Source organism: Bradyrhizobium sp. USDA 4354, from assembly GCF_054060315.1.
This window is the reverse complement of the sequence record NZ_JBSSDC010000001.1, coordinates 6,084,334-6,110,787: the sequence shown is the minus strand read 5'-3', so window position 1 is coordinate 6,110,787 and position 26,454 is coordinate 6,084,334. Positions and strand designations below refer to the sequence as shown.

At 62.1% G+C, this 26,454-nt stretch carries 26 protein-coding genes; 17 read left to right on the top strand and 9 right to left on the bottom strand.

Annotation, left to right across the window (positions count from 1 at the left end; genetic code table 11):
* Window positions 1-875: 875 nt before the first annotated feature.
* The 6 genes from ACVIIV_RS28525 to ACVIIV_RS28500 all read right to left on the bottom strand — a co-directional run bounded on the left by ACVIIV_RS28525 (window position 876) and on the right by ACVIIV_RS28500 (window position 7,863).
* Complete coding sequence (locus ACVIIV_RS28525) at window positions 876-1,874, bottom strand: NADPH:quinone reductase (protein ID WP_456747119.1); 999 nt, start codon at window positions 1,872-1,874, stop codon at window positions 876-878.
* Window positions 1,875-1,918: 44 nt separating this feature from the next.
* The gene (locus tag ACVIIV_RS28520; RefSeq protein WP_456747118.1) at window positions 1,919-2,659 is read right to left on the bottom strand and encodes an SDR family NAD(P)-dependent oxidoreductase; all 741 of its coding nucleotides are present in this window, start codon (window positions 2,657-2,659) and stop codon (window positions 1,919-1,921) included.
* A gap of 60 nt (window positions 2,660-2,719) precedes the next feature.
* Entirely contained in the window at window positions 2,720-3,646 is a 927-nt protein-coding gene (locus ACVIIV_RS28515) for a 3-keto-5-aminohexanoate cleavage protein (RefSeq protein WP_456747117.1), read from the bottom strand.
* Window positions 3,643-5,442 carry a CocE/NonD family hydrolase gene (locus tag ACVIIV_RS28510; RefSeq protein WP_456747116.1) on the bottom strand — a complete coding sequence of 600 codons (1,800 nt, stop codon included), beginning with the start codon at window positions 5,440-5,442 and terminating at the stop codon, window positions 3,643-3,645. The genes ACVIIV_RS28515 and ACVIIV_RS28510 overlap by 4 nt, the downstream gene beginning before the upstream one ends.
* An 18-nt stretch (window positions 5,443-5,460) precedes the next feature.
* Window positions 5,461-6,810: an MFS transporter gene (locus tag ACVIIV_RS28505; protein ID WP_456747115.1), complete on the bottom strand. Its 1,350-nt coding sequence runs from the start codon at window positions 6,808-6,810 to the stop codon at window positions 5,461-5,463.
* Between the two features lie 123 nt (window positions 6,811-6,933).
* Complete coding sequence (locus tag ACVIIV_RS28500) at window positions 6,934-7,863, bottom strand: LysR family transcriptional regulator (RefSeq protein WP_456747114.1); 930 nt, start codon at window positions 7,861-7,863, stop codon at window positions 6,934-6,936.
* A 157-nt stretch (window positions 7,864-8,020) separates the two neighbouring features.
* Here ACVIIV_RS28500 and ACVIIV_RS28495 point away from each other — a divergent pair, with 157 nt between their 5' ends.
* Window positions 8,021-8,263: a hypothetical protein gene (locus ACVIIV_RS28495; RefSeq protein WP_456747113.1), complete on the top strand. Its 243-nt coding sequence runs from the start codon at window positions 8,021-8,023 to the stop codon at window positions 8,261-8,263.
* On the opposite strand, the gene ACVIIV_RS28490 is transcribed toward ACVIIV_RS28495, so the two are convergent.
* Window positions 8,240-9,256, bottom strand: coding sequence for a LysR family transcriptional regulator (locus ACVIIV_RS28490; RefSeq protein ID WP_456747112.1), 1,017 nt, complete (start codon window positions 9,254-9,256; stop codon window positions 8,240-8,242). The two genes, ACVIIV_RS28495 and ACVIIV_RS28490, sit on opposite strands and share 24 nt — an antisense overlap.
* Window positions 9,257-9,510: 254 nt before the next feature.
* On the opposite strand from ACVIIV_RS28490, the gene ACVIIV_RS28485 reads away from it, so the two are divergent.
* The 13 genes from ACVIIV_RS28485 (at window position 9,511) to ACVIIV_RS28425 (ending at window position 20,277) form a co-directional block, all read left to right on the top strand.
* Window positions 9,511-10,578: an ABC transporter substrate-binding protein gene (locus tag ACVIIV_RS28485; RefSeq protein ID WP_456747111.1), complete on the top strand. Its 1,068-nt coding sequence runs from the start codon at window positions 9,511-9,513 to the stop codon at window positions 10,576-10,578.
* On the top strand, window positions 10,575-11,279 hold the full coding sequence (locus ACVIIV_RS28480; protein WP_456747110.1) for a nitroreductase: 705 nt from the start codon (window positions 10,575-10,577) through the stop codon (window positions 11,277-11,279). The genes ACVIIV_RS28485 and ACVIIV_RS28480 overlap by 4 nt, the downstream gene beginning before the upstream one ends.
* Before the next feature lie 27 nt (window positions 11,280-11,306).
* Window positions 11,307-11,846 (top strand): 4-hydroxylaminobenzoate lyase, encoded by a 540-nt coding sequence (locus ACVIIV_RS28475; protein ID WP_456747109.1) that lies wholly within the window; start codon window positions 11,307-11,309, stop codon window positions 11,844-11,846.
* A 439-nt stretch (window positions 11,847-12,285) separates the two neighbouring features.
* Entirely contained in the window at window positions 12,286-13,221 is a 936-nt protein-coding gene (locus ACVIIV_RS28470; RefSeq protein ID WP_456748852.1) for an NADP-dependent oxidoreductase, read from the top strand.
* Between the two features lie 72 nt (window positions 13,222-13,293).
* The gene (locus tag ACVIIV_RS28465; protein ID WP_456747108.1) at window positions 13,294-13,944 is read left to right on the top strand and encodes an HD domain-containing protein; all 651 of its coding nucleotides are present in this window, start codon (window positions 13,294-13,296) and stop codon (window positions 13,942-13,944) included.
* Complete coding sequence (locus tag ACVIIV_RS28460; RefSeq protein WP_456747107.1) at window positions 13,941-14,279, top strand: hypothetical protein; 339 nt, start codon at window positions 13,941-13,943, stop codon at window positions 14,277-14,279. Before ACVIIV_RS28465 ends, ACVIIV_RS28460 begins: the two co-directional genes overlap by 4 nt.
* Complete coding sequence (locus ACVIIV_RS28455) at window positions 14,263-14,535, top strand: cupin domain-containing protein (RefSeq protein WP_456748851.1); 273 nt, start codon at window positions 14,263-14,265, stop codon at window positions 14,533-14,535. Before ACVIIV_RS28460 ends, ACVIIV_RS28455 begins: the two co-directional genes overlap by 17 nt.
* Window positions 14,536-14,631: 96 nt before the next feature.
* Window positions 14,632-15,606 carry a GlxA family transcriptional regulator gene (locus ACVIIV_RS28450; RefSeq protein WP_456747106.1) on the top strand — a complete coding sequence of 325 codons (975 nt, stop codon included), beginning with the start codon at window positions 14,632-14,634 and terminating at the stop codon, window positions 15,604-15,606.
* A 261-nt stretch (window positions 15,607-15,867) separates the two neighbouring features.
* Window positions 15,868-16,509 (top strand): HD domain-containing protein, encoded by a 642-nt coding sequence (locus ACVIIV_RS28445; RefSeq protein WP_456747105.1) that lies wholly within the window; start codon window positions 15,868-15,870, stop codon window positions 16,507-16,509.
* 446 nt (window positions 16,510-16,955) lie between these two features.
* The gene (locus ACVIIV_RS28440) at window positions 16,956-17,942 is read left to right on the top strand and encodes an AraC family transcriptional regulator (RefSeq protein ID WP_456747104.1); all 987 of its coding nucleotides are present in this window, start codon (window positions 16,956-16,958) and stop codon (window positions 17,940-17,942) included.
* 95 nt (window positions 17,943-18,037) lie between these two features.
* Window positions 18,038-18,724 carry a nitroreductase family protein gene (locus tag ACVIIV_RS28435; protein ID WP_456747103.1) on the top strand — a complete coding sequence of 229 codons (687 nt, stop codon included), beginning with the start codon at window positions 18,038-18,040 and terminating at the stop codon, window positions 18,722-18,724.
* A gap of 36 nt (window positions 18,725-18,760) precedes the next feature.
* A complete protein-coding gene (locus ACVIIV_RS28430) occupies window positions 18,761-19,306 on the top strand; it encodes a carboxymuconolactone decarboxylase family protein (RefSeq protein WP_456747102.1) in 546 nt (181 codons plus the stop codon).
* Between the two features lie 53 nt (window positions 19,307-19,359).
* A complete protein-coding gene (locus ACVIIV_RS28425; RefSeq protein WP_456747101.1) occupies window positions 19,360-20,277 on the top strand; it encodes an NADP-dependent oxidoreductase in 918 nt (305 codons plus the stop codon).
* Window positions 20,278-20,891: 614 nt separating this feature from the next.
* Here the strand turns inward: ACVIIV_RS28425 and ACVIIV_RS28420 are convergent.
* A complete protein-coding gene (locus ACVIIV_RS28420; protein WP_456747100.1) occupies window positions 20,892-21,932 on the bottom strand; it encodes a Bug family tripartite tricarboxylate transporter substrate binding protein in 1,041 nt (346 codons plus the stop codon).
* A gap of 208 nt (window positions 21,933-22,140) precedes the next feature.
* Window positions 22,141-23,112, bottom strand: a complete 972-nt coding sequence (locus ACVIIV_RS28415; protein WP_456748850.1) for a LysR family transcriptional regulator — start codon at window positions 23,110-23,112, stop codon at window positions 22,141-22,143.
* Between the two features lie 170 nt (window positions 23,113-23,282).
* Here ACVIIV_RS28415 and ACVIIV_RS28410 point away from each other — a divergent pair, with 170 nt between their 5' ends.
* The 3 genes from ACVIIV_RS28410 (at window position 23,283) to ACVIIV_RS28400 (ending at window position 26,317) form a co-directional block, all read left to right on the top strand.
* The gene (locus ACVIIV_RS28410; RefSeq protein ID WP_456747099.1) at window positions 23,283-23,903 is read left to right on the top strand and encodes a UbiX family flavin prenyltransferase; all 621 of its coding nucleotides are present in this window, start codon (window positions 23,283-23,285) and stop codon (window positions 23,901-23,903) included.
* A gap of 25 nt (window positions 23,904-23,928) precedes the next feature.
* Window positions 23,929-25,350 carry a UbiD family decarboxylase gene (locus ACVIIV_RS28405; protein WP_456747098.1) on the top strand — a complete coding sequence of 474 codons (1,422 nt, stop codon included), beginning with the start codon at window positions 23,929-23,931 and terminating at the stop codon, window positions 25,348-25,350.
* A gap of 127 nt (window positions 25,351-25,477) precedes the next feature.
* Entirely contained in the window at window positions 25,478-26,317 is an 840-nt protein-coding gene (locus ACVIIV_RS28400; RefSeq protein WP_456747097.1) for a helix-turn-helix transcriptional regulator, read from the top strand.
* Window positions 26,318-26,454: the final 137 nt, after the last annotated feature.

Genomic DNA, 26,454 nt, shown 5'->3' with positions numbered 1-26,454 from the left:
TGCGGTTCGCACCCAACAAGGTAACTCCTCCGGACGGGATGTCTGGACTTGAATGGATCGAGAGGCGATTTGGTAGCCAGTGATACGAGCGCTATCGTTCTAAAGGAGCGCCCCCGTGGCGAGAACGTCGTCGTCTTTATGAAAGCGCTGCGGCGAGGCGTCGGAGGCGCGGCGGCGGAGAGCAAGGTACCGAGCCGACTTTTCAACGGAATCGGTCACGAACCGAACTGACGGAGAGGGCAGCTTTTGAATGCAGAGCGACCCGTATGGCTGCCGCACAACAGCCGGATGAGCGGCGTCGGGACCGAAGGCCTCTTCCTGATCTCTGACGGTATTTGAAGCTCTGTGCCGTGCGAGCTGAATCGCCTTGACTGCGCACGCGGTGCGCCATCCAGCCGATAGACTCCGAAAGGTACCGGAATTGCCAGCGCTTCGTAAGGGGCAATTTTTTCTGTGAATTCAAGATCAAAAAATTGCGCCGGATATACCGTCGGCATTTGTCCGTCACGCGCGAAGAATTGTGCTTCCAAATCAACGACGAAACGTCGCGCGAAATGATAGAGTGGGAGTAGGGCTAGCGGCGGCCTTCGCGTAGGTTGGCGTATTTCGGGGTGCGTTTTCGTTCTCTTTCCTTGACGTCGCGGTGGTCGGCCGGAGTTGCATGCTTCGATTTAATCCGGCCGAAGCCGATATCCCAATCTTCTTACGCGGACGGCGTACTGCTGCGTATTTCAGCGCGCAGAAAGGCACGGCGTCTTCATCGCGAACTCGATCTGCTCACGGACATCGCGCTAGCTTTGGACAAGGCGTAGCCCCATTCGTTGCGTCCAGGTGCCTCAGACGCGAAACCTGGGCTGTCAGACTGGTCTTTTTGCTCATCGACCAGGGGTTTCCTCGGATATGTCGAGGACGACGTTTCCTACGACATCTCCGCGTTCTATCATGTCGTGGGCTTCGGCGATCGCTTCGAGTGGCAAGTGGCGCGCTATGGCGTGGACCAACCGTCCTTCGCTCAGGATATTGGTCAGTTCGGCGATGCCGGCCAGTCGATCCGCGTCAGAAATATCATAGATCAGGAACAGGCGCAGCGTGATCGAGTTCTGCATCAGCCAGAGGCTGGGCAGAGCCGACTCGTTGGCCGACATGCCATACACCACGACCGTGCCGTGAGGACGAAGCAGGAGGGGATACAGCTTCGCGTTCGACGTCAGGTCGAGCTCAATGATTGTGTCGACGCCGCGCCCCTGGGTGATGTCTCTGACGCGCGCGCCGACATCCTCGGTCCTGTAGTTGACGACGTGATCCGCCCCGCCGCGCCTTGCATGCTCCGCCTTGGCGTCCCCGCTGACCGTTGTGATGACCGTGGCGCCGCGCAGCTTGGCCAACTGGATAGCATAGTGGGCGACCGATCCCGCGCCGCCGGCAACCAGCACGGTCGCGTGTTGATCGATGTTGGCAAGGCGAACGGCCTGGACCGCGGTCAGGGCAGGGATGCCGAGGCAGGCACCCTCGTCGTAGCCGACATTGGCTGGCAGCGGCACGGCCTGCGCGCTCGGCAGCACGATGTATTCGGCCGCGGTGCCGTGCGGACGCTTCCATTGGCCGTTCCAGACCCAGACGCGTTCGCCGACGCGATCGGCAACGCCGGGACCGACGGCGTCGATATCCCCGGCGCCGTCGCTATGCGGAATCACCAGCGGCGCGGCGAGCCCGCGGCCAAATCCGCCACGGCGAACCTTCCAGTCGGAAGGGTTAACGCCTGAGGTCCGCAGCTTGACGCGGACTTCTCCCGGTCCCGGTGCTGGGGTCGGCTGTTCGCCGATCTGGAGGACCTCATGCGCCGGACCCTGCCGTGTATAGAACACTGCGCGCATCGCTAGTACCTTTCAGTTGGATGATTCAAAGGCGAAAGCACGCCTCATTGCGCCGTCGCGCCGCCGTCGACTTTGAGGCTGGTGCCGGTGACGAGCCGGGCGGCGGGTGAGGCGAGGTAGATGACCGCTTCGGCGACGTCTTGCGGCTCGGCGACCCGCTTCAGCGGAATGGTGTCCATCGCAAACTGCCGATACGACGCATCTTGCAGGAATGGCGCCCTCATCGATGTCTCGACAATGGTCGGGGCGACGGCATTGACCCGGATGTCATGTGCGGCGAGCTCGATGGCCAGAGCCTTGGTCAAGCCTTCGATGGCATGCTTGGTCATGCAATAGACGCTGCGTTTGGCGGCTCCGACGTGACCCATCTGAGACGAGATGTGGATGATCGCGCCACCGCGTCGCCGTGCAATCATGGACCTGGCGACCGCCTGCGAAGTCTTGAACGCCGAGCGGACGTTGAGCATGAGAAGCAGGTCGAGTGTCGCATCGTCGACTTCGTCGATGGCCTGAAGCCGATTGGTACCGGCATTGTTGACGAGTACGTCGATGTTGGAGTTCGACTCCAGCTCGCGCCAGAACGCCTGCTCGGTGACATCGGCCTGTCGGGTCTCGAGCCGGGGGCCTGCTTCCTCCTTGAGATCGTCGAGGTCGCGCCGGTTCCGGGCAACGGCCACGACGCGGGCGCCGGCCTGCGCGCTGGACAGCGCGCAGGCGCGGCCGATGCCGCGGCCGGCGCCGGTTACCAGCACAGTCAGGCCATTGAGTGGTGATGCACGGTCCATCACAGATCTCCTTGGTTCATTCGGGTGAGTGCGCAGGCGTCTGTTGCTTGCCGCACCGCGCTAGAACGCCACGCGCGCCGCACCTTTGAGCGCGAGCATGTCCCTGGCTTCGTCGGCGCTTGCGACCTCCAGTCCGAGGCCCTCGATGATCTTGCGGGCGAGGGTGACCTGCTCGGCATTGGATCGCGCCAGGCGGCCTTTGCCGGACCAAAGCGAATCCTCAAGCCCTACGCGGACGTGACCGCCCATGGCGGCGGCCATTGCCGCAAGGCGCATTTGTGCGGATCCGGCACCCAGCACCGACCAACGATACTGAGCGCCAAACAGCCGGTCGGCTGTCCGCTTCATGTGCATCACGTCTTCGGGGTGGGTGCCGATGCCGCCGAGAATGCCGAACACCGACTGCACGAACAGCGGCGGACGCACCAGCCCACGGTCAAGAAAATGCGCCAGATTGTAGAGATGCCCGATGTCGTAGCACTCGAACTCGAACCTTGTGTCGCTGCCGTAGCAAGTCTCGAGGATGTATTCGATATCTTTGAACGAATTGCGGAACACGAGATCGCGCGTTGCTTCCAGATGCTGGCGTTCCCATTCGAATTTGAAGTCGTTGTAACGGTCAAGCAGCTGAAAGAGTCCGAAATTGATGGAGCCCATGTTGAGCGAGGCGACTTCCGGCTTGAAGCGGGCCGCGGGTTGTACCCGCTCCTCGACCTTCATGTAGGGGCTGCCGCCCGTGGTGAGGTTGATCACCGCACCGCAGCGCTGCTTGAGGCGGGGCAGGAACCTGGCAAAGCCTTCCGGGGTCTGATCGGGCTTTCCGGTTTCGGGATCGCGCGCATGCAGATGCAGGATGGCGGCTCCCGCCTCGCTGGCGGCGACCGCCTCGTCGATGATCTGATCCGGCGTGATCGGCAAATGGGGCGACATGGAAGGGGTGTGGATCGCCCCGGTGATGGCGCAGGTGATGATGACTTTTGATGTCATGGCGCGGTGTTCGTTCTGGTTGGCACGATCGGAACGAGCAGGTGTGAAGGGCAGGCGGGGCCAGTGTGCAAAGTCACCCTGCCGCCGAAGATGGAGGCCGGCCGATCGCGGGGATCGTCGTGCAGGAACGGTCCGCAGCCGCGCATCTCGTTGCGGATATTGGAAAGGCGGGCCGATGGGCCGGAATATTCGTAGTCCTTGCCGCGCACGGTGAGCGCCAGCCGGTAACCCGCCGGCACGACGATCGAGGTCGGCCAGATCTCGATGTCGAGCTCGTAGATGCGGCCGGATTGAAGAGGCTCGATCTCGTAATGCGGATGATACGGCCGATAGATTGTCGATTGCCGTGGATCGAGCTTGCGATGCGAGGCGCGCAGCCAGCCTTGCGCGATCGGCGTGTGCGGATCGAGCGCGCCCTGGAATACCACCTCTTTCATGTCGGGCGAGAACAGCCGGAGAACCAGGAACAGGTCGGCGTCGGTGGTCTCAGAAGAGACGAACAGCTTTGCCGCAAGCGGTCCGGTGATCTCCAGCTCGCGATCCTGCGCCGGGAGCAGGAATGTGGCGCCATCGCCCAGCCCGTCGTAGCTGTGGCTTGCCTGCAGCTCGGGTTGATAGGGGAGCAGGACCAGGTTGCTGCAATTGAGGAACAGCTTGCGCCACTCGGTGCGCGCGATCGGCCATTGCTGTTCGCTGCGCGGCTCGAAGCGATCGACGTGGCGCACCCAGAGCTGGACCGGCGGCTCCTTGTCCCATCCATTGGCTTCGCCCTTGAGGAAATGGTCGAAGAAGCGCTTTTGAACGTCCACGCCGTAGTTCGAGTAGAACTCGGTCCAGTGCTCGCGGCCGTGGATTTCCAGCCATTTGTGTTTGGACGCAGCGCGGAGGAATCCCTCGATATTGCCGCGCAGGTGCAACCCGTTGCCGCCCCAATTGGCTGCGGACAGCAAGGGCACATCGATCTGGTCCCACTGCGCGGACCGCTCCTGGTAAAACGGATCCCAGAGCGGACGGGAATAGACGTCTTCACCGAGATCGCTACAGCTTGCCGCGAGTTCATCGGCGTCCAGCGTCTCCGGACCGCAGACCAGATCGCCCGTGACGACGCTGCGTGGGCCGCGGCGCCCGAGGCCATGCTGGACCGACGTGACCTGCTGGCGGTACCAGTTGGCGAGGAACGTGCAATAGATCCCGCCGTGATGGCTGACATCGCGATAGAAATCGGCCGCACCTTCCCAGACGCAGATCGCCGCGAGGTGAGGCGGGCGCAGCGACGCCACCTGCCATTGGTTCATGCCGTAGTAGGAAATGCCGTTGAGGCCGACCTTGCCGTTTGACCAGGGCCGCGCCGCGGCCCACTCGATGCAGGCGTAGAAGTCGCGGCTCTCGCGTCCTGACCAGGGCTCGATGTGACCTGGCGACCGCCCGGCACCGCGTCCGTCGACCCTCACGCAGGCGTAGCCATCCGGCACCCAGCGTTCGGGATCGACGACTTCCCAGTTTTGATAGAGGCCGCTCGATCCATGCGTGACCTCCGGGAATTGCTCGACCATCTGCTGCCACGCCGAGGGATAGCCCTGCTGAAACGACAAGCCCTTGGCGTAAGGCCCGTAGCTCATGATGACCGGGCAGGCGGCGCTACCCGGCGGGCGAAACACATCTGCCCGCAGCACGACCCCGTCATCCATCGCGATCGGCACGTCCCACTCGACGATCATGCCGTCCCGCCGCTCGACCCGGTGAGGATCGGCTGCAACGGGCTGCTCCATCAGCGACATCTCTTCACTCCCTCGCATTCGATTGTCCTTTCCGGTCTATTGCGGCAGCGCGTCGTCCCTGGTCTCGCGGCCGATGGTGACCGCGAGCAGGCTGAGCAGCGCAAAGCAGGTCATCACGCCGGCCGCCTTGCTGAAATTTCCGCCGAACGGCGCGACCAGCAGGCCCGCGACAAGCGGTCCGAAGCTCGTAATGATGCGTCCGGTCCCGTTGCAGAACGACAATGCAGTGGCTCGAACGTGCGTCGGGAAGAGCTCCGGCACATAGATGGCGTGGCCGGAGAACACGCCCCAGACGAAGTAGCCGAACAGCGGCAGCAGGTAGGGATAGAGGGCGTGGTGGTCGACACCGAAGTAGAGGTAGAGGCCGACGGCCAGCGTTCCGAGGTTGTAGAAGGCAATGGTGGCGCGGCGTCCGATCCGGTCGGCAATAAAGCCGAATGTCGCGTAACCGAGGATGCCCCCGATGCTCCAGAGCTGCATATTATGGCTGACGATCGCGATCGCCTCGGCGCCGTTGATCGCGTCCTTCTCCAGCATCAGGCTCTGGATCGTGGGCAGCCAGATCAGGCTCGTCCAGATCGACAGTAGCGTGCCGAGGCAAAACATCAGTCCGATGACGGTGTTGAAGATCAGCTTGCGTCCAAAGAGCTGCATCGGAACGAACCGAAGAAATTCGCGATCCGCATCCGACACACCGGCTCCGGCGAGCCTGGCGCGCGAGCGCCGCGCCTGCACCGCGGCAAACGACTCCGGTTCGGCCACGCCGCGGCGGAGCAGGAACAGCAGCAGTGCTGGTGCGATGCCCGCTGCGAACACGTAGCGCCAGCCGAGAGGCGCGAGCAGGCCGTACACGGATGCCCCGAGCAGGCTGCCGAACGCGCCGCCGGTCATCATGATCCCGGTGACCTTGGCGCGGTGAGGCCCGGACAGCGCCTCCGCGAGCAGCGGGATTCCGACGATAATCTCGGCGCCTGCGCCGACGCCGGCGAGAAAGCGGTAGATACCGAGCTGTAGCGGTGTCTGTGCGAACCCTTGCAGGCCGGTGAACACGCTGAAGATCAGGATGCTAATGGCCAATGTCCGCAGCCGGCCGGCATAGTCAGCCACGATCCCGAACACGAAGCCGCCAAGGGCCCAACCCAACAGGCCGACCATGCTGAGCAGACCGCCGATCCGGCCAAGCTCGGCAAGGTTCGCCTGGTTGCCGAGCAGCTCAGAGAGCGCCGGGCGCAACACGAAGGAGAACAGCCCGAAATCGGTGGAATCGAGAATCCAGCCCAGCCACACCACCGCAAAGACGCGCCATTGATACGGGGTGATGTCGCGGACCCAGTCCAGCGGGCGCGCATCTACCGTGGTCGTCTCAGCTGCCGAAGGCTGCTTCATGGCCGGTCTCCCTGTCGGACGAATTTCTTGACGTCGTCTCGAGCGAGGGGATACCGGTCCGCAGCTTGCCGCAGGAAATACTATCTCGGCATGACGGTCATAACGCGATGCTGACCACGGCGGTCAGGGCAGCAGCTTCGCCATTGTCCAGCTGCCGGAGGCGATCTGGGTGGCGATGGTCTCGCGCAGAGTCGCCTTGAGCTGCTCTCCGGCCGCCGACAAGGGCTGTTCGCGCGACTGGACGAGCGCCCACGACACATCGAGGTGCCGGATCGGTGCGAGGCTGACGCGCCCCTCGCGGAGGAAGCGGTAGGCCGAGCAAAACGGCAGAGTGGCGAAGCCGAGCCCGGCTTCGACCGCGAGCATGATCAGGGTCGGAGAGTTTCCCTCGAACGCGACATCAAGCGGGATTTTCCGCTCGGCCATCGCTGTTTCAAGGATCAGCCGAAGGCTGTTTGGTCGTCCGGGGACGATCAACGACTTCGTCGCCATCTCCTTGAGCGCAACCGGCGCAGCCGGATCGAGACCGGCGGATCTAGGGCCAATCAGGCACAGCGGCTCACGCAGGAACTCGATGCTCTCGAGTGTTGCCAACGGCTCGACATTGGTCACGACCGCCAGGTCAGCCTTTCCGAGGTGAACCATCGACCAGGCATTCAGGACGCCGCTGATGCCCTCGATGACGCGCAGCAGCACGCCCGGGTGACGCTCCCGATATCGCGCGACCGACGGTAATGTCACGAGTTCGAGCATGGACGGCGGCATCGCCACCGTCACCTCGCCGCTCGGCTCGTTGAATTCGTCGCGCACCTCCTGCCGCACCCGGTCAACGTGCTGCAGGAGGCCAACGGCGCGATCGCGCAACAGCATCCCGGCGCTGGTCAAGGCAACTCCGCGATCGGAGCGCTGGAACAGCGCAACTCCGAGTTCTTCCTCAAGCTGGCGCACATGACGGGACAGCGCAGGCTGTGCGATGTGCAGCAAGGTCGCCGCACGCGTCACACTTCCAAGCTCGGCGATCTGAAGAAAAAAGCGAAGCTGCTTGATGTTCATGATCAGGAAGGCGTGTCACTATCCAGTCATCGACCCATGGCGGATGGACCCCGAGAGTTGCTCATATGATCCGTTCCTGGCCCCTGCCGCGTACCTCCTACAGCTTCGGCGTTTCGCTTGAAAATGTCTACTTGTTATGATCGGAAACGCGCCAACATTGGCCTTCGGTCTCGCCATCTCAGACGGTATCAGCTTGGGATTATCGGCGAGTGACGACATTTCACCGAAGAATTTGATGAAGCAAGCCACTACGATGAAAGATGTGGCCCTTCCTGGGCTGATTTCCGGTATCACCGTCAGCTCAAGCCCTGACGACTATCGCCTGATCAAGGCGCTGAGGCCGCAACGTTTCGACGGCGAGCGCTGGATTCCGATGTCAGGCGCGATGGGGGCTCGATAGGGACGCCGCAATTCCCTGGGGCCCATGTCGGAGGTCCTCGGCCGCGCGTCGGAGGATTTCATGAAGCCAGTCGTGCGACGGTTCACCCTCGACGCGTTCATGCCACAACAGCCGGGCTTCGACAGGGGTTGTGGTGTAGGGGAGCTCGTAGGTCGCAATCGAATGATTTTGCTCGAGCGCCCTTGCCAGCGGACGCGGGACAATGGCTGCCAGTTCGGAATCCTGGAGCAGCGCGGGGAGCGCAAGAAAATGCGGCAATGAAACCGCGATCCGTGGCGGCCGGTCGCTTTCCGAGAGCGCCCGCTCGAGCGCCGCGCGGTCATACATCTCCGAGCGCCGGGCGAGACCTCGCTCCGAGATGAATCCGCCGATGGCGCCCTCCTGCTCGCCGCCAAAGGAGACGACGACCAGCGACAGGCGCGCAAGCTTTGCTTTGTCAAGCCGGCCGAGTTTACGCTTTCCGCCTACAATGAGCACGTCGTCATATTCGAATAACAGCGACGTGCGGAAGCGGCTCGGAGGGACCGAGAAGACGCCGATAGCCACGTCGATGCGACCGAGATCGATCTGCTCGGCAAGGTCGATTCGGGTCACGGGCTTGATGGTCAGGTCAATGGACGGCGCCTCTCGGCCGAGTAGTTTCAGGAGCGGAGATGCCAGGACCATCGTCGTGAAGTCGTTGGCGGCGAGCGTGAACTGCTTGGTGGACGTTGCCGGGACGAAGGTCGGAAGCTCGACCGCGGCCTCAAGGGTTCGCAGAGCCTCACGAACCTGCGGCGCCATCATCAGCGCGCGCGCCGTGGGTTGCATGCCCGTGGCCGTGCGCACGAACAGTTCGTCCTCCAGCATCTCGCGAAGTCGGGCAAGTGAATGACTAACGGCGGACTGGGTCAGCGCAACCTTCTGGCTGGCGCGCAGCACGCTGCGTTCCTCCATAACGGCGTCGAACACCTTGAGGAGGTTTAAGTCCAATGTCTTGAAAGAAACGGGCACGACGAGGATCCTGTTGGCAGCCAGCCGCGTGCGCGCATGCCGCGGTGGAATCCAGTTAAAGCCAGGCACACGCTGGACGCAACCGCGGAGCTAACGGAGACATGCTGTCGCCGGTGCGACCAATCTGAAGCCGGTTCAGGACAGATCTGCGAAGGTTTCACTTCCGTCGCTGTCCAATCCCGTCATTATTCTCGTCGCCTGTCTGGAGGAGGGTCGCAATGAGATCTAGCGAGATGTCGGGTGTCAAACGCAAGATGGTCGTTGCGATGGTTGCGTCGGCGCTACTTGGAACATCGGCAGTTGCGCAGGATCCTCCTGTCAAGCTCGGTGTCCTGACCGACATGTCCTCCCTTTACGCCGACAACGGCGGCCAGGGGTCAGTGGTCGCGGCGCAGATGGCTGTTGACGATTTTGGGGGCAAGGTGCTCGAGCGATCGATCCAAATCGTCGCCAGCGACCACCAGAACAAGGCGGACGTCGGTGCGGCGATCGCACGGCGCTGGCTCGACAACGAGGGCGTCGAGGCGATCCTTGACGTGCCGAATTCCGCTGTTGCGCTCGCCGTCCAAGGCATTGCGCGTGACAAGAAAAAGCTGTTTCTCGCCACAGGCGCGGCAACGTCGCGCCTGACAGGTGACGAGTGCTCGCTGACGGGTATTCACTGGACCTACGATACCTATGCTCTGTCGCAGGGCACGGCCAAGGCGATCTCACGTCTTGGCGACACGCCCGATTTCTCTTCCTTCCTGCTGCAGGCGCAGTCTTCAAACGCGGACGTGATCGCATTCGCCGATGCTGGGGGTGATTTCATCAACGCGGTCAAGCAGGCCGGAGAGTTCGGAATCACGCGTCAACAAAAGCTTGCCGGCCTGATCGTCTTCATTGCCGACATCCATAGTCTTGGATTGCAGAATGCCAAGGGCCTGATGCTCAGTTCGGCATTCTATTGGGATCTCAACGATGGGACGCGGGCGTGGTCGAAGCGTTTCATCGAGAAGACGCAGAAGGTCCCGACCATGATCCACGCCGGCACCTATGGTGCGGTGATGCACTATCTGCGGGCAATCGAAGCGGCAGACACGCTGGATGGACCGACGGTGGCCGCCAAGATGCGCGAAATGCCGGTGAACGATTTCATGACGAGGACCGGCCGCATTCGCGAGGACGGACGGCTGATCCGCGATATGTATCTTTTCCGCGTCAAGTCGCCGGAAGAGTCGAAATACAGGTTCGATTACTACGAGTTACTCGCGACCATTCCTGGGGAAGAAGCGTTCAGGCCGATGGAGGAGGGAGGATGTCCGCTCCTGAAGAAGCCGTGACCGGCGAAACCGTAGTGCCCCTTGCCCATAGAAGCATCGACGAGATCATGATGGGCCGAACCGCGTGCCGCGAATTCTGCGACGATCCGGTCCCGCGGCGGACCGTCGAGCAGATTCTCAGCGCAGCCCGGTTCGCACCAAGCGGAGCGAACATCCAGCCCTGGCACGTCTATGTGCTCACGGGCGCGGTCAAGGACAGGGTGTCGGCGGCGCTGTTGGAGGCGCACCAGACGTCGCGCGACGAGCACGTGTCGGAATACAAATATTACGCCAGCGACTTGCCCGAGCCGTACCTCAGGCGGCGACAGCAGTTCGGTCAATTGTTCTACGGCGCACTCGGGATCGCGCAGGCCGATTCCGTGGCCCGGGCACGGCAGACCGCGAAAAACTACACATTCTTCGGCGCGCCGGTAGGACTGATCGTAACCATCGACCGTCGTCTGGAAGTCGGAAGCTGGCTCGACCTCGGAATGTTCGTGCAGAACGTAATGCTGGCAGCGGCAGGGCGTGGGCTTCAGTCCTGCCCGCAGGAGACGTTCTCGAAGTATCACCGGATCCTCCGTCCGCTGCTGTCGATCCCGGCGGAGCAAATGGTGGTGTGCGGCGTTTCGATCGGCCGTGCCAGGGTTGTGGGGGCGGAAAGATTGATGCCGCGTGCGGACGTCGACGAGTTCGCCACGTTTGCGGGATTCGAAGCGTGAGATCCAATCGAGAAGGAGGACAGGACCATGGGAAGCCGGGAAGAGCTAATTCAGGGCAGTATTCCGTTCTTGCGGGAGATCAAGGATATGACGCCCGGCGCCGAGATGGAGCGCTGGCTCAACGAGAAATATGGCGAGCAAAGCTCGCTCTACCAGGATCTGAGCCGGCTCATCAAAATCGGAGTTGAGGAGGGCTGGGCGGCGAACCAGGAGGTCGAGGGCCCGAATTACCGGCGCAGCCGTATCCTGGAGCCAACTCCCGAGACGTTCCAGTTCAGCATCACCGCCGTGTACATGAACAGCGCCGATCCGCGTCGCTTCAAGGACGAGGATGATAGCAACGTGCTCCGTGGCCAGTATCACGGCCACCCCTATGGCGAGCTCAACCTCGTCGTGCCCCTGAACAAAGGCGCGGAGTTGAAGGGATTGCAGGGTTGGCAAGGGCCAGGCTGGACGGCGCCCGACCCTGGCAGCCGGCACTATCCGGAGGTGAGATGTGGCGCTGTCATCGCTCTGTTCTATCTGCCAGCCGGACGCATCTCGTACGATTTCGAGGCTCCGGCCTGACGGCCGAGCCATCGTTCGCTGCCGGTGTACGACAAGGATGGCCGCGGTGCCGAACACGCTCGTCTGGATCTGCCAACCGAAAGTCCATGGACGCTACGTGGATGTTTGGGACCAGTATCCGATTCCGCGCGATCCGAATTCTAGCCAGCCGGCCGTCCGAAAGCGGCCGCGGGCTCGGTCAGAGCCGGGCCCATCGACCGGCGTTGTCAGGAAACGACGTACGCCTGTCCTGATCCAAAGGATGCTGTTTGTTGTCCCAAGCAGGATCGATTGCGACATATGGGGCAGAGCCATGCGCCAATCCGATTGGCGATAGGCTCCGCCCATTGCACTCTTCAGGACTAGCGCGGGCGGTAGTCATGGCGAGCGGAAGGGAGCGAGTGAGATGACACCCGGCATCGTCAATCCTCAGGCCAGTCACGAGCGAGCTCGTTCAACAATGATGGCCTGGCGTGTCCACGAGTTTGGGCCACCTGAGGTCATGAAATTGGAGCACGTCCCGCGGCCGGCACCCGGCCCTGGCGAAGTGCTGGTTATGGTTGAAGCCGCAGGGGTCGGGCCGTGGGATGGATGGATCCGGGCCGGAAAGAGCGCTTTGCCGCAACCGCTCCCTCTCACGTTGGGCTCTGACCTTTCGGGTGAAGTCGTCGGCGTGGGCCCAGGCGTTTCCGATCTGCGCGTGGGAGATCAGGTTTATGGCGTTACAAATTCGAGGTTTGTCGGGGCCTACGCCGAATACGCTTTGGCTTCTGCCGGAATGGTCTCCAACAAGCCCGCTTCGCTGACCCACGTTGAAGCCGCTTCTGTTCCTGTCATTGCCGTCACCGCATGGCAGGCGCTGTTTGATCAGGCCCAGCTTAAGGGAGGCCAAAAGGTGGTCATCCACGGAGCGGCAGGGAACGTCGGGTCCTATGCGGTTCAATTGGCGCGGCGCGCGGGTCTCCAGACCATCGCGACCGCCGCAGCTCATGATATTCCATTAGTGCGCGAGCTGGGCGCAGATGCCGTGATCGACTATCGCGCTCAGCGGTTTGAGGAGCAGGTTCGCGAGGCGGACGCCGTCATCGATCTGGTCGGCGGTGAAACGCAAAGCCGTTCGTTCGAGGTCCTCCGCCGCGGCGGCAAGCTGATCTCCGCGGTTTCCAACCCGAATCAGGATCTTGCAAAGCGCTACGGGGTTGAAGCGAGGTTCTTCCTCGTCAACATCACGAGCCGATATCTGATGCAGATCGCCCGTCTTGTTGATGATGGAAAGCTGCGAACAAAGGTAGGGGCTGTCCTGCCCCTCGCGGACGCGCGTGAAGCTCATTTGATGCTGGAGCGCGTACGGTCCCAGCCGAAAGGAAAAATCGTGCTCGCGGTTACTTCGAGTTGAACCACCAGGCGTTGGGCTCGCGAGCCATTGTGTGTCGCCTGCACTTCGGCCGCTCTTGAAAGGAAACATCAAATGACCACGCGAAATCTCGCCCGTGCTCCCCTCATTCCCGATTCCTTTCTCGCGAAAGAGGCGACAGATGTCCTACGTGAGAATTCAACCGATCTGCTGTTTAATCACTCGATCCGCGTCTATCTGTTCGCGGCTGAGCAGGGGCATCAGAGAAAGCTCCGCTTTGACCCTGAGCTCCTTTACATCGCCGCAGCATTTCACGATCTCGGTCTCATCAAGAAGTTCTCGAGCCCGGACGAGCGCTTCGAAGTTGATGGCGCAAATGCCGCCCGTCAGTTCCTCAGCACCCACAATATCCCTGAAGATCAGGTGCAGACCGTCTGGGAGGCAATCGCGCTGCACACCACGCCCGGCATCCCGAAGTATATGGGCCCGGAAGTTGCGCTCCTCAATTCAGGTGTTCTTCTCGATGTGATCGGGGTGGGCTTCGAGCATTTTCCCGCGGATATCCTTCAGGACATCATCGCCAGGTACCCGCGAACGAACTTCAAAAACGGCTTTATTCAGGAGTATTTCGCGGGCTTTGCGCATAAGCCAGCGACCACCTACGGCACGGTCAATGCCGCCGTCTGCGAGCGTTTCATCCCGGAGTTCAAGAGCCCCAACGCGTGCGATCTGATTGCTGCATCTCCCTTGCCGGATTCTCCATGACGAAGTTCAACATCTCAAAAGAGGAAAGTGCCATGCTCCTAGAACTCATATCCGCGTACGGGCGAATTGCCAGCGGCGAAGCACTTGCCTTTCTTCGCGAGCTAATTCTGAACGCGCTTTCTATCGACACAAAGGGTCACAAGATCACCGGGCTGCTGGCCAGAAGCGCAGTGCGAGCCGCCGCCGTTCCGTTGCTAGCAGCGATCGCTTTGGCAGCCTCTCCCGCTGTCGCTCAGGACCGGGAGCAAGTGAAGGTAGTCTTCGAGCACGCACTGCCAAATGTCGAAGGAAAGAGATTGGTTTCCGTTGTTGTGATCTATCCGCCCGGGGGCTAAATCGCTGCCTCATCACCACGCGGCATCGGCATTCATCTACGCTTATGTACTGTCGGGGACGATCCGCAGTCAGGTCGACAATGACGCGCCGAAGGTCTACCATCAAGGCGAAGCGTTTTACGAGATGCCGGGCTCACATCACAGGATGAGTGAAAACGCGAGCGAAACGGAGCCCTCTAGTTTACTCGCGGTCTTCGTCGTCGATGCCAAGGACGATGTCTTGACGACGCCAGACAGCGCACCAGGATCGCGATAGGGCGGCTCAAGCGGGTCTGTCCCGGATCGCACCAGACCCTTTGCAGTGTGCGGACGACATGCATAATGAGGCGCCAGACTGGAGAGGCAGTAAGGAGTGCCGGTACAAGCTGTCGCGATCGTCGTCTACGAGGGGGTCCAGGCTTTGGACGTGGCCGGGCCGCTCGATGTGTTCAGCGAGGCGAACACGTTTCTCGACGATTCCGATCGCTATGAAACAGTGTTGATCGCCGCTCACCGCAATCCGCTGCGGGCATCGAATGGCCTAAGGCTAATGGCGGACCTGACCTTCGAGGAGGCGACAGGCGGTTTCGACATCATACTGGTGGCGGGTGCGCCGACGCCCCCGGAAACGGAACCAGAGCCCTCCCTGGTCGAGTGGGTCAAGCAATTGCCGTGGCGCTCAAGCGTTTATGGATCGATCTGCACCGGGGCCTTCGTGCTTGGCTATGCCGGTCTGCTCGACGATCGGCGTGTCACAACCCATTGGCAGGATGCGCAGTCGCTAGCCGCGAGATTTCCCAAGGCAAGAGTCGAACCTGACTTGATCTATGTGCGGGATGGACGGTTGATCACCGCGGCCGGTGTGACTGCCGGGATAGATCTGGGTTTGGCGCTCGTGTTGCAGCGGCACGGCCCGGAAACTGCGCTCAAGGTCGCCAAGCGGCTGGTCGTTGTGGCCCAGCGCCAGGGCGGACAGTCGCAGTTCAGTCCCTATCTGACGGCCACCGCCGATCCGGAATCACCAATCGCACGCATCCAGGACCATGTCATGGCCAGAATCGGGGATCGTCACACGCTGGAGTCGCTTGCTACTGTCGTCGGGATGAGTCCCCGGAATCTGGCCCGGCATTTTGTGCAGGTGACCGGTATCACACCGCACGAGTTCGTCGAGCGCGCACGTGTCGACGCGGCTCGCATGATGCTGGAAGGAAGCGACCGGCCGCTGAAGGCAGTCGCCTTCGATTGCGGCTTCGGGTCGGCGGACCGGATGAGAATCGTCTTCAGCACCCGCCTTGGCGTCACACCGGTGCAATATCGCGCGAGCTTCCGACGGACAGAGACGGCATAGAGCGTGACCGCTCCGAGGAAGCCGCTGCCGTTGCAGATGGTCTGACCGCTTGTTGGCAGCAAACAAGGTGCGGCTGTCCTGATCCATAGGATCGTGTGCGTTGTCCGCCGCGAGGCTCCTCCGCAAAATACGCATAACCAGGGCGCTCGGACTTACGTCGATGGACGTCGCCGCCGAATAGCGACACCACCCATCCTCGATCCGTAACCATCACCTGGCGATTTACGCCACCCGATTCTGATCCAACGAAGGAGAACATCAATGTCGGAGATCATTGCCGGTATTCGCGTGCCGGACAGCGCCATCGCCCGCGCGGCGACCCAGCTTGTGCGCGACACAGAAGACGATCTGCTCTACAATCACAGCCGCCGCGTCTTCTTTTGGGGGGCGCTCACAGGCGCGCGCCGAGGCCTGAAATACGACCCGGAGCTGCTCTATCTTGGCGCCATGTTCCACGACATGGGGTTGACCGAGAAGTATTCGAGCCCCGACCTGCGCTTCGAGGTAGACGGGGCCAACGCCGCACGCGACTTCATGAAGAGCTACGGCGTGCCGGAACGCGACGTCGAGGATGTCTGGACCGCCATCGCGCTGCACACGACGCCCGGCATCCCTGAGCACATGCGTCCCACCATCGCGCTGGTGACCGCCGGCGTGGAAATGGACGTGCTCGGTATCGCCTACCACGACTTCACGCACGAGCAGCGGGAGCATGTCTGTGTCCATCATCCGCGGGAGGCCAACTTCAAGGAGAACATCATCGATCACTTCGCCAACGCCATCGTCAAGAAGCCTCTTACAACGTTCGGAAACGTCAAAGCCGACGTACTGGCGCTGAAGGACATGAACTATGTGCGCGGAAACTTCTGCTCGATCATTCTCGGCTCGGCATGGCCGAACTGAAGGTCGTAGCTGGAGCGCAGCAAGGTTGCAGATCGCAGCTCGAGCTTCGATTTAAAGATGGCGGCCTCTGCCGCAGCCGGTATCCGGGTTGAGCGTCAATTCGACGTGCCAAGCGCAGGAGTCGAGGCTGCTCTTGGCGCAACACCGGGCCATCGATACTCGAGTCGACCGGCTACTCATGGTGTCTGGCGCGGGAGAGGGGAAGTTGCTGCCGTTGGCAAGGAACCGGTCGTCATGCAGCGCGCCACCGGACCTCCTGCACATGTCCTGAGCACCCATATCCAACGTGGGGATTGGTGATGTACTCACGGCCGATATGGAGACAATCAGCAAGTGAGCGTCCCGGCCTTCAGCGCCGCGATCAATGAGGACGGAACGTCAAGCCCTTCGCCGAACGCGTCGCTAATTTGATATCCTCCGTCGGCGATTCACGTTCTCGAGGTCTCATGTCTCAAGTCGACTGGTTGAGTCATCTCCTGCAAATCATGACCGTTACTGGCCAACTTGAGGTGCGCTGCGCGTACGGCGCACCCTGGCGTGTGATCTGGCCTACGGCGGGGGCGAACGAGATCCCCTACCACGTCATAGTCAAGGGTCGGGCCATTTTCGAGGACCCTGATTCGAGAACGGTGCAGGAGCTTGAAAGCGGAGATGTCGTATTGCTCCCTCACGGTTCGGCGCACGTGCTGCACGACGGCAGCGGCAAAAAGCCAATTGCCACGCACCAGAGCAGGGGCTCCGCAGGATGGATGTTGAGCGAGAACGATGGACCGGGTGAGCGACTGGATCTCCTGTGCGGACGGTTTTTCGTGGTGCCGCCCCATGACCGGCTGGTCCGCAACTACCTGCCGGCAAAACTGGTGGTTCGGGCTATGAAAAACGATGGAGGAGAGGACACCGCGTCGGCATCGAGTCAGCTTTCCGGACTGGTGGGCCTGATGCGAATGGAGTCCGCCGCTGACCGAGCGGGAGGACGCGCCATTCTCAACGCGCTCTCGACGGTCTTGTTCACGCTAGTGCTGCGCGCTGCGAGTGAAGCCGGAAAATCCTCCGACGGCTTGTTGGCCCTTACTGGCCATCCGAGATTGGCATCGGCTATGGCGGCGATGTTCGCTGATCCGGCGCGACAGTGGAAGATTCCCGAGTTGGCCGGCTTATGCGGCATGTCACGCGCTACATTCATGCGCCACTTTCAGGACAAGTTAGGTCGCTCCGCCCTCGACCTGCTGACCGATCTTCGCATGAGTATGGCCGCGAACGAGCTCAAGAAGCCAAAGATCAGCACGGAAGCTGTGGCCGAGGCGGTTGGGTATCAATCGATATCGGCTTTTCGACGTGTCTTTGCTGAGAGGATGGGGATGACACCAGGGGAATGGCGCCATCTGGCGCACGCCGCCGAGCAGTCGACGAGTAACGCCACAGCGCCAAAATGATCCTTTCGAGCATCATTTTGAGCAAATAGAGGCTCGAAATAATCAAATTCATCAGTAGGTTGGGCTCCGTACTCACTTGATGAGGGAGCCACCCAATGAACAACACCGCTACCACAGCTGCCGCTGCCGATCCCCAAACGTCCCGTTCGCTTGCACGGCCGCTGCCGACAAACGCCGTGATCGACACCATTCTGGCCCGCAGTGCTGCGAAATATTACGACACGACGGCCGTGCTCAGCGACGATCAGATCCGTGACCTCGTGCGGATCGGTACATCGGCGCCGACGCCCTTCCATCTGCAGAACTGGCGATTCATCGCCGTGCGCTCACCCGAAGCAAAGGCGCGGTTGCGTCCGATCGCCTGGAATCAGCCCGCGATCACCGAAGCAGCCGTTACGTTCATCATCATCGGCCAGTTGGCCGATGCCAGCACTGTCCCTGACCGTCTCGCGCCAGTCGTGGAAGCCGGAATCATGTCGGCACATCTAGTGCCGGAATGGGAGGGGCCTGCGCGCGGCCTGTACGATAATCAACCGCAGCGGCAGCGCGACGAAGCCGTCCGCTCCGCGACCTTCGGCGCCGCAGCCATCATCTATGCGGCCCGCTCGCTTGGCCTGGGTTCGACTCCGATGATCGGTTTCGATGCGGAGACCGTCCACAGAGAGTTCGCTCTGGCCGAAGACGAGATCCCGGTCATGCTGCTGACGGTCGGGCCGGAGCGGCCTGGCAACTGGCCTCAGAAGCCGCGTCTGCCCGTGGCCGATGTGCTGCACTTCGCATAACCAACCCCGAAGCCTATCATTCAAGGAGAAAATATCATGGCCAGAGCTGCTGCTCTGAAGCCGGAACACGTTCCGGCTGCTTCGAAACCGACCCTCGACATGTTCACCAAGAACATCGGGTTCACGCCCAACATGATGGCGACCTTCGCGCAAAGCCCGATCGCATTCAACGCATGGGCCGCTCTGCTCGGCTCCTTGAGCAAGGCGCTCGACGTCAAGACGCGCGACAGCATCGGCCTTGCGGTCTCCGAAGTGAACGTCTGCGACTACTGCCTGACGGTGCACAGCTTCACAGCGGAGCATATGGCCGGGCTGCCGGCCGAGGACATTGTTCTCGCCCGAAAGGGGCATGCCAGAGATCCAAAGCGGGATGCCGCCGTCCAGTTTGCACGCAAGATCATCGAGAGCCGTGGCCACGTCACGGACGCCGATCTGCAACCCGTCCGCGATGCGGGCTACACGGATGCGAACATCATGGAGATCGTCGCGCTTGTGGCCATGTACTCGCTGACGAACTTCTTCAACAACGTGTTTCATCCCGACAAGGACTTCCCCGCGGTGACACCGGCCGGCTCGATCTGAGCACGGTCGGGAAGTTCGGAATCTGAAAAACACCACACATAAAGGAGTCGAAGATGAAAGCGATTATCGTGACGGACCAGGCTGCCGGGTTTGCCGGGATGAAGCTGGTGGAACGGCCCGAACCACAACCAGCGATAAATGACGTGATCGTAGAGGTTCACGCATCGGGCTTCGTTCCGACCGAATTGGAATGGCCCTCGACGTGGACGGATCGTCGCGAACAGAGCCGAGCTCCGTCAATCCTCGGGCACGAATTTGCCGGCGTCGTCGCGGCTCTTGGCTACGGCACTACGGGACTGTCGGTGGGACAGCGTGTGTTCGGCCTTGCCGACTGGTATCGGGACGGCTCTCTCGCCGAGTACATCGCTATCGAGGCGCGCGATCTTGCGCCCTTGCCGGGTGACGTCGACTTCAAGATCGGCGCGAGCCTGCCGATCTCCGGCTTGACCGCGTGGCAGGGGCTTTTTCAGCACGGCCGTCTTCAGGCGGGTCAGAGCGTGCTTGCGCATGGCGCGGCGGGCGCGGTCGGTTCTATGGTGGTTCAGCTCGCGCGAGAGGCCGGCGCCTATGTCATCGGAACAGGACGCGCGGCTGACCGGCAGAAAGCGCTCGACTTCGGTGCTAATGAATTCGTCGACCTGGAGAACGATGCGCTCAAAGATATCGGTGGCGTCGATCTCGCATTCGACGTCATCGGCGGCGACATCCAGCGGCAGTCTGCAGCCCTCGTCAGGGCCGGAGGGACGCTGGTGAGTGTCGTCGGCCCAGCGGAGGCTCAAACGCTCGACGGTCTGGCCATCGACTTCGTCGTGGAGGCCGATCGCGGCCAATTGAACGAGATCGTTCAGAGGGTGCGGGACGGCAGGGTGCGGACGAACATTGGAAAGGTCTCCTCCCTCGACGATGCCGTGGCCACCTTCAACTCGACCGAGCGACGCCAAGGCAAGACGATCATTCAGGTCCGGTCGTAAAAGCTTGGGTAGGAGGAGGGTTCAGCTCTCCCCAACGACTTCGTTCCGCTTCCGGATCGTGCCGAGTGTCTTGGCACGATCCAGGCGATGTATGCGATGCGGTAGTCAGTCCGTGAAGGCAGGACCATTCTGAGTCGCGCAAAGGCGAGCGAAGGGGAAGTACCAGCGTGTTGATGATCTATGACGGTACTGAAGGGACATAGCATCGGAGCGGCCCTAACAGTTTCGTCTACCAAGCAACGGCAATCAGTCGATTGATTCCGATAGTTGGCGGAATCGCCAACATTGCCGGCGACTGAAATTTTCCTGTGAATTCAAGACCGACAAAATGCGGCGGGCATGCCGGCGGCATTTGTCCGTCAGATGTGAAAAATTATGCTGGCAGATCAACGGCGAAGCGCTGTTCGAAATGATAGAGTGGGGGTAGTATGGGCGGCGGCTGTCTCGCAATTTGGCGTGGTTTGGTGGGGAGGTTCTCACTTCCCTTCGTATTCGAGCGTTGACCCCACTTAACCTCGATCGGTGCGTGAATTCCACGTGCTTCCAAGAGCAGAGTACCGTGGCGCATTATAGCGTGCAGAATAGCAAGAGCCACAAGAGGCGGAGCCTCGGAGTTACATCGGCTCGATGCCGATTTTCTTGATGATCCTCGCCCATTTCGCGGCTTCCGAGGCCATAAATTCCTTCAGGCCGTGCGGGTCCATCACCAGCGGCTCCGCGCCCTGTTCGACGAAGAGGGCGCGCACTTTCGGGTCGTTCGCGGCTTCGGCCATCGCTTTATACAGCCTTTCGACGACGGCTCTCTCGGTATTCGCCGGCGCAAGCAGCGCGAGCCAGGCCGCGCTCTCGTAATTTTTAAGGCCGGCCTCGGCCGCGGTCGGCACATCCGGCAGCGCCGTCATGCGCTTATCGCTGGCAACCGCGAGCGGACGTGCATCACCGCTTTTGATCAGACCGAGGACGTTCGGCAGGAGTTGGAAGCCGAGCGGGACCTGTCCGGCAATGAAGTCCGGCGTGTAGGCGGCGATGTTGCGGTAGGGCACGTGCGTCAGTTCGGCGCCCGTGAGCTGCTCGAAGTAGGCAGCCGACAGGTGCTGCGAGGAGCCGACGCCGACGGTTCCGTAGTTTAGCTCGCGCGGATGCGTCTTGGCGTAGTCGATCAGCTCGGCCAGCGATTTTGGAGGCAGCTTCGAGTTGATCACGATGACATTCGGCAGCGTCGCAAACAGACCGATCGGGGCGAGATCTTTCAGCGGATCGTAGGGGAGGTCCTTGTAGAGCGACTTGTTCGCGGCCAGCGGACCGGAGGTGCTCATCAACAAGGTGTAACCGTCAGGCGATGCATGAGCCGCCGCGGCGGTGCCGATATTGCCGCCGGCGCCGGGGCGGTTGTCGACCACGAAGGCCTGCCCGAGCGATGTGGACATTCGGTTGAGCAGGATGCGCGTGACGACGTCGCTGGCGCTGCCGCCGGCAAAGGGCACGAGCACTTGCACCGGCCGGGCGGGATACTCCTGTGCTCGTACAGTACGAAGTCCCGTGGCGGCGAGCGCTGCGCCCGCGCCAAACGACAGCAAGGACCTACGGTTGAGGCGAAAGCCGTTGGCGCACGGCGCCGTGCTGTCCGTGATCTTGCTGCGACCGAACCGTGTCATCTCGGACTGGACCTCCCTGTGTCTTGTTCTGCAAGACCTGGAATCGTCCGGGACAGGAGTCATCGGGATGAGCGCCAGGTTCGCGAGCTTCTGCGCTTGGACTGTAGTTAGCAGGCCATTCCGGCCGTGATGTCGGCTGGTCTCAAAACTTACCAGCGCGTCTCATTTTGCAGCGGGCGTGACATCTTGTCCGCGCGGAATTCTGCATTCAGGAGATCGCCTTCCGAATCGGTTTCCTGCGCTCCTTACGAGAGGGCGAAGTTGCGTTACCCGAGGCAGGCTCCACGAACCCGCTCGCCACGACGGCGGCCTGCGCAAGATCCTGGCTGATGACATCGAGCACGGCCTTGGCTGCGACTGAGACGGCGCGCCTTGGGTGATGCACCCATGCAATCGAGCGCACGATCCTCTGCTCGTCGAAGCGATGCGCCCGAATGCTGCCGCTGGCGAGCGATTGCCGGAGCGCGATGGTCGGCAGCACCGTCGCAAAGTCAGTGGTCGCGATCACGTCGCAAAGCGCGGGCAGGGTGTCGAGCTCCAGCCGCGGGCGCAGGTCGATGCCGATTGCGGCGGCGTGCTCGTCGAGAATCAGTCGCAGGCCGTGGCGCTTGGAGGGCAGCACGAGGTCGACATTCGCGATGTGGTCGAAACGCAGTTTTGCCGGCGGCCTGATCGGGCCGTCCTTGCGGCAGGCGAACACCATCTCCTCGTCCATCACATGATGCGCGGCCAGTGGCGTCTTGCGGCGCGGCACGTTGATGAGCGCGAGATCGAGTTGGCCGGTGTTGACCCAGTCGACCAGCGTCTCGGTGTAGCCCTCGCAGGCTGACAGCGTGATTTCGGGGTAGCGGCTCGCGACCGTCGCCGACGAGCTCGCCATGGTGCTCTGCGCCACCGAGGTGATGAGGCCGACCGAAACGCGGCCCGAGATGCGCCCGCCGAGCTGCGCCATCTCCTGCCGCGCATATTCGGCATCGCGCACGATCGGCGCCGTCAGCCGCACCAGCGCTTCGCCGGCGCTGGTCAGAGTCATGCCCTGGACGCTGCGGTCGAACAGTTTCTGGCCGAGCTCGGCCTCGAGCTTGGCGATCTGCATGCTCAGCGCCGGCTGCACGATGTTGAGCTGGCGCGCAGCCCTTGTGACGTTCTTCTCCTCGGCCAGGCACAGGAAATATTGCATTTGCCTGAGTTCCACGGGGCTGTCCTTTGTTCGCCGGTCCTGTCCTTTGTTATCATTTCAGATGATTGATTACATAATCAATCATTATTTGTTCTGATGGATGCGATTGCCTAGTCTGGTTATGGACCGCAGCCTCAAGGGCGCGTGCCCGAGGGAGCGAAACCAGACCTATGCAGGACTCAACGCCCAAGCGGATGATCATCGGCATTTCCGGCGCCTCCGGCGTCACCTATGGCGTGCGCCTGCTCCAGCTCCTGCGCAATGCCGGCGTCGAGACGCATCTGGTGATGTCGAAGACCGCCGAGCTGACCTTTGCCTACGAGACCGATCTGAAGATCGCGGAGGTGAGGGATCTCGCCAATGTCTGCCATGGGATCGACGACATGGCGTCCGCCATCTCCAGCGGCTCGTTCCGGACCGCCGGCATGATCGTGGCGCCGTGCTCGATGCGCTCGATGTCCGAGATCGCCTCCGGCGTGACCACGACGCTTTTGACCCGCGCCGCCGACGTCGTGCTCAAGGAGCGCCGGCGCCTGGTGCTGATGGTGCGCGAGACCCCGCTGCACACCGGGCATCTCAGAACGATGACGGCGCTCTCCGAGATGGGCGCGATCATCGCGCCGCCGGTGCCGGCCTTCTACGCCAAGCCCGAGAACCTCGAAGACATGGTGGAGCACACCGTCGGCCGCGTGCTCGACCTGTTCGACATCGATATCGGCGTCGTGCGCCGCTGGGGCGAGGACGAGGCGCTCAAGCGCCGCCCGCCGCAGCTGCGCAAGATCGCGCCCTGACCGTTAGACGCTAAGGATAAAGTTCATGCAAATGGAAAATCCGGCTAGGAAGAGCGCCACGGCGCAAGCCGATCTGCGCGGCTGGCTCGCTTACCTCGCTGAACGCGGCAAGCTCGCGATTGCCCGCGAGGGCATTGGCCTCGCCGATGAGCTCGCTGCCGTCGCCAAGCGGCTGGAGCGCGACAGCGCCGTGCTGTTTCCGCGCCCCGACGGGCACGAGATTCCCGTTGTCGCCAACCTGTTCGCCGGCCGCGACTGGGTGGCCGATTCCATCGGTGTGACCGAGGACCAGTTGTTGCCGGGGTTCCTCGCTGCCGCGAACCATCCGTTGCCGACGCATGAGGTGCCTACCGGGCCGGTGCAGGACGTCGTCCACGAGGACGTCGATCTGCTCCGCCAGCTTCCGGTGCCCAAGCACAATGAGCGCGACAGCGGTCCCTATATCACGGCCGGCCTGCTGATCGCGCGCAATCCCAAGACGGGCGTTCAGAACGTCTCGATCCATCGTTGTCAGATCAGCAGCAGGAACCGCATCGGCGTGTTGCTGCTGCCGCGGCATACTTTCTCCTATTATCGTCTCGCCGAAGAGCTGGGCCAGGCGCTGGAGATCGCGATCGTGATCGGCGCGCATCCGGCCTTGATGCTGGCCTCACAGGCGATCGCCGCGCTGGACGAGGACGAGATGGCGATTGCCGGTGCGCTGTTAGGTGCGCCCGTCGATGTCGTGAAGTGCCGGACCAATTCGGTCCGCGTGCCCGCCCATGCGGAGATCGTGATCGAGGGGCGCATTCTCCAGGGCGTGCGTGAGCCCGAGGGCCCGTTCGGCGAATTCCCTCAATATTACGGTCCGCGCGCCAATCGCGAGGTGATCGAGGTCGATGCGATCACGCATCGCGCCAAGCCGATCTTCCACACCATCGTCGGCGGCGGTTTCGAACATCTCATCCTCGGCGGCGTGCCGCGTGAGGCGACGCTGCTGCAGCATCTGCGCCGCAGCTTTCCCAATGTGCTCGACGTCCGCCTGACGCGCGGCGGCACCTGCCGCTATCATCTCGCGATCATGATCGACAAGGCCAATGACGGTGAGCCCAAGAACATCATGATGTGCGCCTTCGGCGCGCATTACGACATCAAGCAGGTGATCGTGGTGGACAAGGATGTCGACATCTCCTCGTCCGACGAGATCGAATGGGCGGTGGCCACGCGCTTCCAGGCCGACCGCGACCTCATGGTCGTCGCCGGTGCGCTCGGCTCGAAGCTCGATCCGACCACCGACAACGGCATCAGCGCCAAGATGGGGCTCGATGCGACCGCGCCGGTCAGCGCGCCCGAGCTCGCCTTCAGGCGCATCCGCGTCAAGGGCGAGGAGGACGTCGATCTCGCCACCGCGTTGCAGGCCGACCCCAGTGCAGCGGTCGCGCGTCTGCTTGCGGAGGCGCGCGCATGAGCGGAGTACCACCCGCCTGCAACTTGCGTCTTTGTGCGCGGTTGGAATATGAAGCGGGTGCCGCTAATAGTGCCGCGCCAATGAAGCGATCATTTTGCAGCGCAATGCTGCCGGGAGGATGGAACTGATGTCGACGGCCCTGCGCATCGCTCATGGCGCTTTCGGCAGGGTCGCGCTGCTCGACATGGACCGTTCGCTGGTCCGCCACGCCCATCATCACTGTCACGTCCTGCTCAAGGTCGAGGGCGCGGACACGCAGTTCATGGTCGGCGACCAGGTGACGCCGCTGACTGATACAGCGGCCGTGCTGGTCGACGGCTGGAAACCGCATGCCTATGTGCATGACGCCAATCGTCCGCGCACGCTGATCATGGCGCTCTATATCGAGCCGGAATGGCTGAAGGAGTTCCGTCCCGGCTGGGCCGCAAGCGGCGCGCCCGGCTTCTTCGAGCGGCCCTCGGGCGAGGTGTCGCCGCGCATCCGCCAGCTCACGCTGCATCTGGCGGCTGAAATGATGGCGAATCCAGACGCCGTGCGCACCCACGTGCAGACGCTGTCCGACCTGATGATCGCGGTGATCGAGCGCTTCACGCCGTGGCGGAGCTTTCCGATTTCGATCCGCGGCATGAGCGCTGTGAGCTGCGACTGGCGCATCCGCCGCGCGATGGACGCGATGCGCGTGCAGGACTCTTACGGCAATGTCGATCAGTTCGTGAAGGGCGCAGGGCTCTCGCGCGCGCAATTCTTTCGCCTGTTCGAGACCTCACTCGGTGTCTCGCCAAAGATCTATCTCAACGTCGTCCGCATGGAACGCGCGCTCGAAGCGGTCATGCGCGAGGACACGCCGCTCGGCGAACTCAGCGAGCGCTTTGGCTTTCCGGAGCCGGCGCATTTCACGCGCTTCTTTCGCGATCATGCCGGCGTCAGCCCGCGCGAGTTTCGCAACGTCTCGCGTCTTGCTGGTTGAGCCTCGCAGGCTGATATTGCGCTGCACGCTCTCGAATGAGACGATTTGGTAAGTCGTGAGAGCGGGCGGTATGGCCCGCGCCGCCGCCGTCCTGACATCTGTCACCGCCGCGTCAAAGAGCGCGTCGGGAGGTATGC